Source organism: Endozoicomonas sp. Z74 (genome assembly GCF_057680865.1).
Genome location: NZ_JBLYZI010000014.1, coordinates 1 through 13,374, shown reverse-complemented (window position 1 = coordinate 13,374; position 13,374 = coordinate 1). Strand labels below are relative to the sequence as shown.

Below are 13,374 nucleotides of genomic sequence, written 5' to 3'. Positions count from 1 at the left end.
CCTGATGATGGTACTCATTCTTTCTCTGGCGGCGTGGATGACCTGGCAGCAGGGAGGGTCTCGCCTTTCCACTGACCTGTTGCAGTTGATGCCGGCCACCGAACAGGATCCCGCCTCGGAGATGGCGGCTGATCGGTTTACCCGGAATTTCAGTCAGCGGGTGACCTTTATGCTGTCCTCTGCCTCCCGGGATTCGGCCAGGCAGGCGGCATCCGATCTTGAAAGAAGGCTTGCAGGGACGCCTGTTTTTGAGGAGCTGGTATTCCGTATTAAGCCTGAGCTTTGGGATAATATAGCCCGCTACTATTACCCCCATCGATTTCAATTGCTCAGTGCCTCTCAGCGGTCAATGTCCGATCACCAGTTGGGCGAGCAGCTGGTTGAGAATAGCCTGAATTCATTGGCCGGTCCCATGGGGATGTTAAACAGTGGGCAGCTGATCAGTGACCCGTTGTTGTTAATGCCGGGCTGGTTTCGCTCACTGCAGGGCTCCAACAGTGATCTGAAGCTGGACGAAGGCATCCTGGCGAAACAGTCTTCCGATCAATATCAGTTGATGATGACCGGATTGCTGGAAGAGGGTGTTCTCACCCTGTCCAGACAAGCCTTCATTGTCAATGCTCTCAATGAAGCCATGAACCGGACCCGTTCAGCCCATCCGGAGGTCACCATTGTGGCCAGCGGTCTGATTTTTCATGCCCAGGCCGGGGCGGATTCTGCAAGAGCGGAGGTCAGCACCATCGGTGTCGGTTCACTACTGGGCATAGTGCTCCTGATTCTCTCGGTGTTCCGGAGTATACGTCCTCTGTTGCTCTGTCTGATGTCGATAGCTACTGGCATTCTGGCGGGTTATCTGGCGACAGTGGCTGTGTTTGAAACCGTCCATGTGATGACGCTGGTGTTTGGGGCGAGCCTGATTGGCATTTCCATTGATTATACCTTCCACTACCTGGTGGAGTGGCAGCGGCAGGGTAAACAGTGGCAACCCCTTGCCGGGCTGAAGCATATCTTGCCGGGCATCACCCTGGGGCTGTTGACCAGCCTGCTGGGCTATGTGCCCATGCTGATGACGCCGTTCCCGGGTCTTCAACAGATGGCAGTGTTTTCCTGTGTGGGCCTGACCGTTGCCTGGGTGACCGTGGTGCTGGCCTACCCCCGATGGCTTAAAGGCTGCTTTCGTGCTTCACCTGGAAGGAAAGGAGGCCGGTGGCTTGAATGCTGGGCTGACGTTTTCTGGTCTGGGTGGTGTCGGCTGTTTACCGGCCGTCGCCTGATCTTAACGGCCAGTGTTGCTCTCCTGTTGCTTGGGGGGCTGATGAAGCTGACGGTGAATGATGATATCCGGCAGCTGCAGAAACGCTCGTCTGCTCTGGAGTGGGCTGATCAGCAGGTAAAAGATATGCTGGGGGATGTGGGTGATGGGCGTTTTTTTCTGGTGTACGGTGACAGTGAACAATCGCTGCTTGAACGGGAAGAGGCTCTGGATAAACAGCTTGATCTATGGGTGAACCTTGGTGAGCTGTCCGGGTACCAGTCGGTTTCCAGGTTAATGCCTTCTATCCGGTCCCAGCAGGAGAGTTATGACAAGCTCGCTGCTATTTACCAGAATCAGCTGCCGGATTTATGGCAGCGGTTGGGGATCAATGAAGCTGCTCAGGCTGCTGCCCATTCTGCCTTTGCTGAAGGAAACCACCAGTGGATTCGTCCGGAGGAGTGGCTGGGCAGTGATGCTGCCAGCCTTTATGGCTATCTCTGGCTGGGGGCCATCGGGGGGCGTTATTACTCTGCGGTGGTGATTCAGGGGGCAGATGCTGGCTGGCAGCCGACCCTTGCTAAAAGCCCGTTGTCGGGCGTACTGTTCGTGGACAAAACTGGAGAAACCTCTCGGCTGTTTGGTCGCTACCGGGTGCTGATGGGCTGGTTGCTGGTGGTTTCCTATGGACTTATCAGTGTGCTTCTGAGTGTGCGTTACGGTTTCAGGGGATCCATTAAAGTGGTTATGCCACCGTTGCTGTCGGTTTTGCTGACGCTGGCTGTTCTTGGCTGGACCGGCGAAGCTATTAACTTGTTTCATGCCCTGGCCCTGCTGATGATTCTCGGGATCGGTGTAGACTACACCCTGTTTTTCCGGGAGGCTGGCAGTGGCCATCGTTATACCCTGATGGCGATCACCCTGTCGGCTATGACCACGCTTCTCTCTTTTGGTTTGCTGGCCCTTTCAGAAACGGCCGCGATCCGTGGGTTTGGTTTGACAGTACTGACAGGCATCAGTTTCTGCTATCTGTTGTCACCTTTTGCAGCGGGAACCACTGGGGGTCAGCCTATGGCCAGTCCCGTGCAGGAAAGGAGGCATGATGATGTTTAATTGGCGACGGTGGCTCCTGAAGTTTCATGAAAGCAACTCTGGAAGCCTATCAATTCTGGATTTCCGGGTGCTTTTTTTATGCCTTTGGTTAACCGGGTGCAGTGGATTGTCCGTTCCTTTAAAACCGGGCCTGGTAAAAACAACACCCGAAGTTTACCTGACGGACAGGGTAAGCTGGCACTTGCCTCCCCCGGATACGCTGACGGGGAGCTTCAGTGCTACCCAACTGGTCAGCGGGCGTTTTCAAAACCAGTCGTTTGACCTTTTGTTTCAGGTGGAAAAAACACCAGGGCAGCTATCTCTGGTTGGCATGACCGTATCGGGCCAGCAGGTGCTGCAGCTGGTCTACCGGGGAGGAGAGGTCTCAGGGTCAGTGAGTCCTCTGGCGGGGAGCAGGGTTAAGCTGTCGTATCTGGTTTCAGATCTGATGCTGGCCTATGGTGAGCCTGGTGCTTTAAAACAGTCGCTGGCTGTTCCAGGTCTGGAACTGGTGGAGAATACTCCTGTTGAAAGAGTAATCCTGCAGGGGGTAGAGCCTATTATTTCCATTCGATCATCAGTGCAGCGTAAGGGTGGTGGAACCAATGGAAAACAAAACTGGCCTGAACAGGTCACTTACCGTAATCGCTCGTTGGGTTATGAATTGAGTATCAAAACATTAAGTAAGGAGCCCTTATGAGCTCAGCCCCACTGTATCTTTCCGCTATGGGGATGAACTGTGCCTTAGGCTCAGGGCGTGAGGAAATACTGACTCATTTGCTGGAAGGCAGCCAGAAGGGGATGGAGGTGGAATCGGGTATGATTCCCGGCAGGCCGCTGGTACTGGGAAAAGTCTGCAGCGCTCTTCCGGAATGTCCGGACAGGGCTGAAAACAGCCGGAATAACCGGTTATTACTGTCGGCTCTGGAGACCATCCAGCCTGAAGTGGACCAGCTGATGCACCGTTACGGCAAAGCCCGCCTGGGTATCGTTCTCGGGACCAGTACTTCGGGAACATGGGAAGCCGAGCAGACAATGACGGAGCGTCTGTCCGGGAAGTCCTTTCCTCCGGGCTATGATTACCGGATTCAGGAAATGGGTGACCCAAGTCGTTTTCTGGCCGGGCACCTGGGCATTACCGGACCGGCTTATACCGTATCTACCGCCTGCTCTTCCAGCGGCAAAGTGTTTGCCAGTGGCCGTAACCTGATCAACGCTGGCCTTTGTGATGCGGTTATTGTGGGCGGGGTTGACAGTCTCTGTCGTTTGACCGTGAATGGTTTTGCCGCCCTGGAGTCAGTTTCTGACACGCTTTGTCAGCCCTTCAGCGCGAATCGCAATGGCATCAACATTGGAGAGGGGGCCGCGCTATTTACGTTGACCAAAGCCACGCTGGTAAAAGACCAAGCTCCCGTGGCTTTGCTGGGGGTGGGTGAATCATCGGATGCCTGGCATATTTCAGCCCCTCACCCTCAGGGGAAGGGGGCGGGGAAGGCTATGGCTGCTGCCCTTTGCGATGCCGGTCTGACGCCGGAAGCGATTCATTACCTGAACCTCCATGGCACAGCAACCCCCCTGAACGATGCCATGGAGAGCCATGCCGTGGCCAGCCTGTTCGAGAAGGGGGTGCCCTGCAGCTCCACGAAAAGCATGACAGGTCACACCCTGGGGGCAGCCGGTGCCATTGAAGCGGGTTTTTGCTGGCTGCTGATGTCGGATTTGAACCAGGAAGGGAGGCTTCCTCCTCACCTCTGGGATGGAGAGGCCGATCCGGAGTTGGCCGAGATTGCATTGACCCGGCGACAGCAAAGGTTACCCTCTGGTCCCTGGCGGATGATGAGTAACTCATTCGCGTTTGGGGGGAGCAATGTCTCGGTGCTACTTGGGCAGGTAAATCACAGGGGATGATATGACAAAAGCGACACTGACTGACGAATTGGATTTGACGCCGGAAGCGGTACTTCCCCATGAACACCCCATGATTTTGCTGGATGAAATTGTTGGTTATGGCGAGCTGTATACCGAGGCGCTGTTCACCCCATCGGTTGGCAAACCTTTTGCCGATGACAGTGGCTGTGTCCCCATCTGGGTGGGGATGGAGTATATGGCCCAGACCATTGGGGCCTACGCCGGAATTCAGGCCTGTTTGGCAGGAGAGCCGGTGAAAATAGGGTTTCTGCTGGGCACACGGGCTTATGACTGCAGTCTTGAACGGTTCTGCTCCGGAACCGCCTATCGCGTCAGGGTTGAGAAAGTCTATGAAGGCGATGGGCTCAGTTCCTTTGACTGTTCTATCTATCGCACAAGTTACAGCACAATTGATCAACCTGGCCGGGCAGGCTCCGAACCGGAGCGGGTAGCCAGGGCAACTATTAATACCTTTCAGCCGAACGATATTCAGGCGTTCATGGCAGCAAGGCAGGGAGAGAGAAAAGGTGAGTAAGTCTGTTCTGGTCACTGGCTCAAGCCGCGGGATTGGCAAGGCCATAGCGCTGCGGCTGGCTCAGTCAGGGTATGAAGTGGTTGTTCACTGTCGTAAAGGTATTGATCAGGCAGAGCAAACCCTGGCTCTGATCCGTGAAGCGGGTGGCCAGGGCCGCCTGTTGGTGTTTGATCTGGCGGATCGGGAATTGTGTCGGGCTGAGCTGGAAAAGGATATAGAGACTCACGGTGCTTATTACGGTGTCGTTTGTAATGCCGGTATCACCCGGGATGGGGCGTTTCCGGCCCTGACGGATGAAGACTGGGATTCAGTGGTGCATACCAATCTGGATGGTTTTTACAATGTCCTTCAGCCGGTGGTCATGCCGATGGTGCGCAGGCGCCAGCCAGGAAGAATCGTTACCCTGGCTTCTGTGTCCGGTTTGATTGGCAATCGGGGACAGGTGAATTACAGTGCGTCAAAAGCCGGGATCATCGGAGCCACAAAAGCCCTGGCCCTGGAACTGGCAAAGCGAAAAATTACGGTGAACTGTGTGGCACCGGGGCTGATTGAAACCGATATTATTGAGGATGCGCCCGTGGAGGAGATCCTGAAAATGGTACCAGCCCGGCGTGCCGGTACACCGGAAGAGGTGGCCTCCCTGGTTAATTACCTGATGTCAGAAGAGTCCGGGTACATCACCCGCCAGGTGATTTCAGTGAACGGGGGGCTGGCCTAGTGGAGAGAAGGGTGGAAGGAAAAGTGGCTGGAACAATGGCTGGTTCAGGAACAAGAAGGCGACGTGTTGTTGTCACTGGAATGTCCGCTGTGACCTCTATTGGCAGTGACTGGCCAACTTTTGAGGGAAGTCTGAGGGCCGGAAAAACGGGTATCTGTCGTCTGCCCGAATGGGAAGCCGTTGACGGACTGAATACCTCTCTGGCGGGGCCTGTTACGGATTTTGAGCGTCCAGGGCATTATCCAAGAAAGAAAATCCGAAGTATGGGGCGGGTTTCATTGATGGCCACCGTTGCTACAGAAAGGGCTCTGGAGCAGGCAGGCCTGCTGGGTGATCAGCGGGTTTCCGGTGGGCATATGGGGATTGCCTATGGTTCTTCCACGGGCAGCACAGACCCCATTCGTGCCTTTGGTCACCTGCTTGAGCACAACCAGGTGGCCGGGGTGAATGCCAGCAGTTACATTAAAATGATGTCTCATACGGCTCCGGTGAACCTGGCCCTGTTTTTTGAAGTCCGTGGTCGTATTATTCCCACCAGCAGTGCCTGTACATCCGGAAGCCAGGCCATTGGCATGGCCTATGAGGCCATTGCTGATGGTCGCCAGGACTGGATGATTGCCGGAGGTGCTGAGGAGCTGTGTGTCACGGAAGCAGCAGTGTTTGACACCCTTTATGCCACCAGTGTTCGAAATGAGCGGCCCGACCTGACACCCCGGCCCTTTGATCGTGACCGTGACGGGCTGGTGATCGGTGAAGGGGCCGGTACCCTGATCCTGGAAGAGCTGGAGTCGGCCCTGTCACGGGGGGCCACCATTCTGGCTGAAGTGGCGGGTTTTGGCACCAATATGGACGGTGCCCATGTTACCCAGCCCACCGCAGAAACCATGGCCATTGCCATGCAGCTGGCTCTTGAAGATGCGGTGCTTCCCAGTACGGCCATTGGCTATGTGAATGCCCATGGAACGGCCACTGACCGTGGGGATATTGCTGAGTCCAGAGCGACACATGCTGTGTTTGGAGAAAATATGCCGATCAGCAGCCTGAAAAGTTATCTGGGACATACGCTGGGTGCCTGTGGTGCTATTGAGGCATGGTCGTGCATCAATATGATGAACCAGGACTGGTACGCGCCGACGGTGAATCTGGAAAATGTGGATGAAAACTGCGGGGCTCTGGATTACATCATGGGTGAAGGCCGGGTACTTCAGAATGAATACGTGATGAGTAATAACTTTGCTTTTGGCGGGATTAATACGTCGCTTATATTCCGGCGTTGGGGTTGATAAGAGCAGGTTGGGGAGCGCCTGCTCCCCAATACAACCCGATGTTACAGGCTGGTGTTGAGCAGTGCCTTCTGAATTTCCCGATCCAGAAGAATGACCCACTTGTTGTAGTTACGATGGATCGTATCGCCTTTGTGATCAAGGTTGGTGCTGTTTTTATAACGGATGCTGTAATGGGTATCTGAGTAGTCAATATCAACCACGGCAACGTGGTCCCGGACATGAACAGTGGCTTCAAGTTTACCGGGAGCCAGCTCCTTGACCTGCCAGCCCTTCTGGTTGGCTGCTCTCAAGATAGCCTTCTTCACATCCTGGGTGGAGGCAGTGTGAGTATTCACGACATTCACTGTCGCATTTTCAACATTGTAAATTGGCTTTGAGGTGTTGCAGGCTGCCAGAAAGATGCCGAGCACGGAAATGGCAAGCACTTTGACTAATTTCACTGTTGTCTCCCTATTGTTTCAGTGAGGGCGTTGAATGGATGGGTGGTTAAAGGGCCTGTGATGAACAGTGAGGCGTGAAGGGATTATAAAGAAAATTCGCTTTGTGGAAAGGGCATGTTCAGGCTTTGTTCAGGTTTGGGAGCTTTGGGCGGGACAAGTAAATGGGTTCTTTATGATCAACCAGCCTTATGGGCACGTTAAGCTCTAATCCAGGAGTATTAAAACTCAGGCAGGCTATCAAAAGACCATCTTATTGGAGGTATTTCCCCAGGACTGGATTGTCTGGACGTTGTCTAAAGTTGTGCTAACTAACATAGACACTTGCAAGGTAAAGTGGAAAGAGGGTTGGCATATGAAAGTCTTTGGAATCAGAGGGCTTCGTGAGCGCAGCGGTGATCTTTCCCGTACGGCTGAATCAGGCCAGCTTGCTATGGAAGGTGCGAATAAGTCCCCGATCATGAGATAATGTTTCTGTCGTCTCCACCTTGAGTCCCTATCCATGAGCCAGCTCAGTTTCGCAGACAGTGAGTTTGTACAAAAACGCCGAACTACCCGCAAAGAGCGCTTTCTGGCAAACATGGAAAAGCTCGTGTCATGGCCCAGGCTCATCAATGTCATCGAACCCCATTACCCAAAACGAGGTAACGGTCGCCCTCCTTACCCTCTGGATGTCATGATCCGTATTCACTGCCTTCAACAGTGGTACAGCCTTAGCGATGAAGGTATGGAAGATGCCTTGTATGAAATTGCATCCATGCGCCTGTTTGCGGGGCTGTCGCTGGATAAGCCGATTCCTGATCGCACGACGATCATGAACTTCCGGCATTTACTCGAGAAGCACCAGCTGGGACGGGCTATTTTCATCGAGATTAATAATTGGCTGACGAACTCTGGCATCATCCTGAAAGAAGGCACCCTGGTGGATGCCACCATTATTGAGGCGCCGACGTCTACCAAAAATAAGGAGAAGCAGCGAGACCCTGATATGAACCAGACGAAAAAAGGAAATCAGTGGCACTTCGGCATGAAGGCTCACATTGGCGTTGATGCATGCACTGGGCTGACTCACAGTCTCACAACAACAGCCGCCAATGAGCATGACCTCAATCAGGCTGGTGAGCTTCTTCATGGGGATGAGGGATTCATATTCAGCGATGCCGGTTACCGGGGAGCAGAACAACGTCCGGAACTGCAGGATGTCTCTGCTGAGTGGTTTATTGCTGCAAATCCATCCCGGCTTAAAGAGCTGAAGAAGCACCCTCGCAAGAACAAAGATGAGCTCAAGCTTGAGCATTCAAAAGCAAGCATTCGAGCTTTTGTGGAGCCCCCCTTCCGGATAATAAAATGCCAGTTTGGTTTTGTGAAAGCCATATAAAGGGGGCTTAAGAAAAACGACAACAAACTGGCAACGCTGTTTGCCCTGGCGAACATCGTCAGGCTGGATCAAATGATCCGGGCATAGGGTGAATCCGCACGAAAACCGTGAAAGCGGTTAAGCACTGCCGCTTTCAATCAGCTTTTGGTGAATTATTCACCATAACAGGTAGGAATGGACTGTTTAAACGGTTCCAAAAGGTGAATTTTTAAAATAGCAGAGGTTGTTCTCACCTTCACCAGGCTGTTTTCAGTTCCTGAAACGGGTCGTACTGTCTGTCAGAAGACGGTTGTCAATCCATGAATCGGCGTGCTCTAAACGATAACAAAGTGATGAGAGTGGCGTTTCTGATCTACCTCCCCCACAGGGTTCCGGTTGGTTTTACGGGATCTGTGCCCTGTTATTTTACGTTTTTTACAGATAAAATCGGAAAAAAAGAGTACGGAAATTTCAGGCATGTACCAGCTGGCTATCGATGGTAAAACGGATATCGGGCAACAGCGTGATGAGAATGAGGACGCCCTGTTCTGGAGTTCTGAAAGCGGTACTTTTTCATTTATCATCGTTGCCGATGGTATGGGCGGCTACCATGGCGGTGCCTTGGCCAGTCAGACTGCGGTGCAACAAATCTCCCAGCGCCTTGGAGCCCTGCAAACGACCTTTTCCAGTTGGACCCCCCAGCAGCGTCCGCTCATTCTGAAGTCGGAAATCTACCAGGCCATTCAGGATGCCAATCAGGGAATTCTGACGAGAAAACTTCAAAATCCGCAATTCCAGCAGATGGGAACCACGCTGGTGATGGCTCTGATCTGGGAAAAAAAGCTGATTGTAGCCCATATCGGTGATTCCCGAGCCTATCTTTGGTCGCCTCGGGAGGGGCTCAGGCAGCTCACCAAAGATCACTCAGTGGTTCAACAGATGATTGATTCCGGCGCCCTGTCCGAAGAGGCCGCAAGAACCAGCAAGGTCAGAAACCAGTTAACCCGGGCATTGGGCGTTAGCCCCGATATCAATCCGGTGATCAGTGAGTATGATCTATGCGGAGAAAGCCTTTTGCTGTTGTGCAGCGATGGCATGACGGAATATTTCAATAATCAGCAGATTGAGCACATTCTGGCTACCCACAGGCCGACACTGGAATGCTGTTACCGGTTTATTGAAGAATCCAACCAGCAGGGTGGGAAAGACAATATTACTGTGGCCATTGCCGAGTATTCCCCTTCAGAGACGCCTGTGGTTGTGCCCCCCTCCCCGAGAAAAGACAAGACGGTTCCGTACACTCCTTGAGAACCCTTTTGTATTCCACTGGCCCTCATGGTGAGTCGGGCTTCACTGTGTTCCGTAAAGGGGATCCGTCAAAAAATCCCGAACCGGGAGATCCGGGACGGGATGATTCTCAGGGAAGCTGCCCCGAAGAGCAGGTAATGGCATTATTCAGATCCTGGTTCGCACTCATCCTCTTCGCAGCCGAAGTCAAATTCAAAGCCTGCTTCACCGGCCGCTGTTGCTTCCGTGGGAAGGGTCAAGATTTCACCGACGCCATTGTAGCCATTTTCTACCAACAGAAATTCACCTGCCTCCGGCCTTTCAAGACTGTTGGCGGAGAAGCTGAAATTGTTGATCTGCGTAAAGACCGCCGGGTCGATATTACCCAGCTGATTGACCAGTTCCTGGGCTTCGCTGTTTTGTGAGGCCTGTTCACCCAGCTCGTAAATGTTCAGCTGACGATTACCGGAATAGGTAAAACTTACATTAGCAGTCTGGAGCCCATTGACGTAGAACCGGGGGGAATAGAAGTTGGGAGTGTTGAAGTTCACCGAGCCACCGAACGTGGTTTCGATATCAACGGGCACATCCTGGGAGCCGATCTCCTTGAGGGCTGTGAAGCTCACTTCCTGAGCTTTTACATGATATTTTTCCTGACCGGTGGCTGTTCCCTTGTCTTCAGCCCTGATGCTGCCTCTGTCGGCGACCACATCGACCTTTTGACCTTCAGCGTAGAGCCCATTAATTACGATATCACCCTGGGTGGCCGTGACCTGAACGTTACCCTGGCTCTCAATGTTGTCGATCTTCAAGCTTTGCCCGGATGTTACTGTTGCAGAGCCACCGGTTTCAGCATGAATCACATCCGTATTGATAGTGGCGGTCAGATTTCTTCCCGATTTAATGGTTAATGCTTCAGAGTTGCTGGAGACCAGACTGACATCCTCGCCGGCTTCAAGATTGATCTGGCTGGCATGGATGTTACCACTGATTGAGCCCTCCGCCTTCAGAGTGATGTCATTACCAGAACCGGTATCCAGGTTACTGATATCGCCACTACTGGTGGCGGTTGCCGAGTGGGCATCAAGGTTGCCGGAAAGGTTACCACCTGCAGTGAGGTTCAACTCATCCAGAGAAGTGTTCGCAAGCTGAAGGGTATGAGAGCCTGCAGTGATTTCCGAGCCCGACATATTGAGGTGCAGATCACCATCGGTATTCAGGCTCAGGAGGCTGGTACTGTGGGCGAGTTTTTCAAACCCTGTAAACACTTGTCCACCCACCCGGGTCACCGTTGATAACAGCTCCCAGCCCAGGTTGGTAGTCTTGTTCTCCAGCAGATCACCGGTGTCTCCCCCCCCGGAGAGAGTGACCAGACTATCCACTTCACCTTCAATGGTCACACGGTCATTGCCGAGGCCGGTGTTGATGGCGTTTAACCCTGAGAAGTTAACGCCATTGGCTTCCAGGGATTGATTGCCGAACCAGTGCACCGTGTCGTCACCATCGCTGCCCAGCAAGGCACCTTCACCGGACCGGTCTTCCACGGTGGCCAGTTGGGTAAAGGTCATTCCTTCGGTCATCAGGGCATGGAGCGTTCCCTCCAGTTGCCAGTTTCTGGCCGCTTCGCTGATCAGGGTGTTGGCCCCTTCACCGGCAATAATGGCCCGGATATCCTTTACCTGCATGCCTTTGGTGTGCAACTGCCGGTTGCCCAGAACGGTAAATTCATCCCCCTCATCGGTGCCTGCCAGCTGATCCAGATGACTGCCCTGACGGGAATCGGTTTCATTTTCATGAATCAGGCTGATACTCTGGAACTGCAGGCCACTGGCATCCACGGCATTATCCGTGCTTTTCAGTTGCCAGAGAATGCTCATGCCGGCCTCACTGGTGACTGTGTTTTCACCACCGTCGCCATTGACCGACAGGATATCGGTAAATGCAATGCCATCGGTTTTCAAGGCCCCGTTCCCGGTGATGGAAAATACGTTATCATCACCGGTCGCTTCAATGCGGTCCGTGCCATTACCGGTAACGGCCTCAATACCGGTTACCGTAATGTTATTGTTTCGGATGGAGTTGGTATCCAGACCCAGTACGCTCTTCTCTGAGAGTGCAAGCAACTCCCAGATCGTACTGCTACTGGTGACCGTATCACTCCCTTCCAGGCCATCAATGTTATGGATTCCAGAAAAGTGGATACCTGCGGTAGCGAGGCTGTGGTCGCCGGTCAGATGGAAGCTATCATTGGCAGTGGTGCCCTGCAGATGCCCGGTTCCGGTATCATTGGCCTGTTCAATAGAGCTGGCGGTTATACCCGCTACCGTCACGGTGTTATCCTCGGGGTTGTCATTGCCATCCAGAACCAGGCTCCAGGTCTGGTTTGCGCCAGAAACGATATCGCTTCCCCCGCTGGCATCAATGCGGTTAAAGCCACTGAATTGAACACTTTTACTGGACACTGCTGTGGTGCCGGTTACCGTAAAGTGGTCATTGTTCTCTGTCCCCACCAGGACACCTGTTCCGGACTCATCAGATACTGCGCTGATATTGGTAAACAGGCTCCTGTCGTCAGTATTACCACCGTAGTCAGTGGCGATGGTGTGATTGTTCTGACTTCCCAGATACCAGGTACGACCAGAACCTTCCAGGGTATCGTACTGACCTGCGGTGGCGTTTCCGGTATAGCTACGGCTGCCTTCAAACAGGATACCCGACACAAGGTAACCGTTGTCTTTGACGGAGACATGCTCGCTGCTACCGGTTTTATTGATAACTGAGGCATTGCCAGTGACCTGGTCAATCTGGGCAAATACCATTTGCCCAGTGGAAGCTGTATTGGAGCCCGTCAGTGTCCAGCTTTGGTTACTGCGCTCATCAATTACAGTATCTTTCTGCAGATTACCGATGTATTGGCTGGCATTGGCAAACACAAGGTGTCGTTGATCGACGGTGCCGTCATGATTCAGGCTGACGGTCGTCAGATAATCCGTATCGCCAACACTGACCGCCATATCGCTACCCGAGTGATTGGTGACCGAGCCGGTGGTTTCAATCCGGTTAATCTGGTTGAAGTATACGGTGGGGGTGGAGGCCGCATTCAAGCCAGTCAAATGCCATGCCTGGCTGCTGCGTTCATCAATGACGGTGTCCGTCTGGCTGCTACCGGTATAGCGACTGGCTTCAGTGAATGAAAGAAAACGCTGCTTGACGGTACCATCTCCATTCAGGCTGACTGTTTCCAGATGACTGCTGTCCCCTGTGGCCACTGCAAGGCTGCTACCCGTGGCATTGGAGACTGTACCGGTGGTCTGAACCTCTTCCACCTGGTCAAAACGAATACCGGAAGCGGTGGTGCTGTCCAGGTCATTGATTGCCCAGCTTTGGTCGGCTGCAGCCCGGCCATCCACGACGGTATCGGTTTTACCGTCCGCATCGGTGCCTGCGTAACTGGCTGCATCTTTAAAAGTCATCTCAGCGGCACTCAGGTTGCTGTTTGCAT

The 13,374-nt window shown here is 53.3% G+C and carries 9 protein-coding genes and 1 pseudogene; 8 read left to right on the top strand and 2 right to left on the bottom strand.

From position 1 onward, the window contains the following. The first annotated feature begins 4 nt into the window (after positions 1–4). Genes ACNRUY_RS06105 through ACNRUY_RS06080 form a run of 6 tightly spaced genes read left to right on the top strand, consistent with a single transcriptional unit; the run spans position 5 to position 6,788 of the window. Positions 5–2,365: an MMPL family transporter gene (locus ACNRUY_RS06105; RefSeq protein WP_488110756.1), complete on the top strand. Its 2,361-nt coding sequence runs from the start codon at positions 5–7 to the stop codon at positions 2,363–2,365. Further along, positions 2,352–3,044 (top strand): DUF3261 domain-containing protein, encoded by a 693-nt coding sequence (locus ACNRUY_RS06100; RefSeq protein WP_488110755.1) that lies wholly within the window; start codon positions 2,352–2,354, stop codon positions 3,042–3,044. The genes ACNRUY_RS06105 and ACNRUY_RS06100 overlap by 14 nt, the downstream gene beginning before the upstream one ends. After that, positions 3,041–4,252, top strand: a complete 1,212-nt coding sequence (locus ACNRUY_RS06095) for a beta-ketoacyl-[acyl-carrier-protein] synthase family protein (protein ID WP_488110754.1) — start codon at positions 3,041–3,043, stop codon at positions 4,250–4,252. Before ACNRUY_RS06100 ends, ACNRUY_RS06095 begins: the two co-directional genes overlap by 4 nt. Before the next feature lies 1 nt (position 4,253). Beyond that, positions 4,254–4,787, top strand: a complete 534-nt coding sequence (locus ACNRUY_RS06090; RefSeq protein ID WP_488110753.1) for a hotdog family protein — start codon at positions 4,254–4,256, stop codon at positions 4,785–4,787. After that, positions 4,780–5,505: a 3-oxoacyl-ACP reductase FabG gene (gene fabG / locus ACNRUY_RS06085; protein WP_488110752.1), complete on the top strand. Its 726-nt coding sequence runs from the start codon at positions 4,780–4,782 to the stop codon at positions 5,503–5,505. The genes ACNRUY_RS06090 and fabG overlap by 8 nt, the downstream gene beginning before the upstream one ends. Before the next feature lie 35 nt (positions 5,506–5,540). Continuing rightward, a complete protein-coding gene (locus ACNRUY_RS06080) occupies positions 5,541–6,788 on the top strand; it encodes a beta-ketoacyl-ACP synthase (RefSeq protein ID WP_488110751.1) in 1,248 nt (415 codons plus the stop codon). 44 nt (positions 6,789–6,832) lie between these two features. Here the strand turns inward: ACNRUY_RS06080 and ACNRUY_RS06075 are convergent, their stop codons facing one another. Further along, positions 6,833–7,231 (bottom strand): hypothetical protein, encoded by a 399-nt coding sequence (locus tag ACNRUY_RS06075; protein WP_488110750.1) that lies wholly within the window; start codon positions 7,229–7,231, stop codon positions 6,833–6,835. A gap of 499 nt (positions 7,232–7,730) precedes the next feature. Between ACNRUY_RS06075 and ACNRUY_RS06070 the strand changes: the two are divergent. Next, positions 7,731–8,693, top strand: a pseudogene (locus tag ACNRUY_RS06070) (IS5 family transposase). 369 nt (positions 8,694–9,062) lie between these two features. Beyond that, positions 9,063–9,893: a Stp1/IreP family PP2C-type Ser/Thr phosphatase gene (locus ACNRUY_RS06065; RefSeq protein WP_488110749.1), complete on the top strand. Its 831-nt coding sequence runs from the start codon at positions 9,063–9,065 to the stop codon at positions 9,891–9,893. A gap of 143 nt (positions 9,894–10,036) precedes the next feature. Here ACNRUY_RS06065 and ACNRUY_RS06060 read toward each other — a convergent pair. Further along, positions 10,037–13,374, bottom strand: a 3,338-nt coding sequence (locus ACNRUY_RS06060) for a hypothetical protein (RefSeq protein WP_488110748.1), incomplete at its 5' end; no start/stop codon positions are given.

Coding starts and splice junctions, on each gene's coding strand:
- ACNRUY_RS06090 (WP_488110753.1), top strand. CDS start 4,254: ATGACAAAAGCGACACTGACTGACGAATTGGATTTGACGCCGGAAGCG.
- ACNRUY_RS06105 (WP_488110756.1), top strand. CDS start 5: ATGATGGTACTCATTCTTTCTCTGGCGGCGTGGATGACCTGGCAGCAG.
- ACNRUY_RS06100 (WP_488110755.1), top strand. CDS start 2,352: ATGATGATGTTTAATTGGCGACGGTGGCTCCTGAAGTTTCATGAAAGC.
- ACNRUY_RS06095 (WP_488110754.1), top strand. CDS start 3,041: ATGAGCTCAGCCCCACTGTATCTTTCCGCTATGGGGATGAACTGTGCC.
- ACNRUY_RS06080 (WP_488110751.1), top strand. CDS start 5,541: ATGGCTGGTTCAGGAACAAGAAGGCGACGTGTTGTTGTCACTGGAATG.
- ACNRUY_RS06065 (WP_488110749.1), top strand. CDS start 9,063: ATGTACCAGCTGGCTATCGATGGTAAAACGGATATCGGGCAACAGCGT.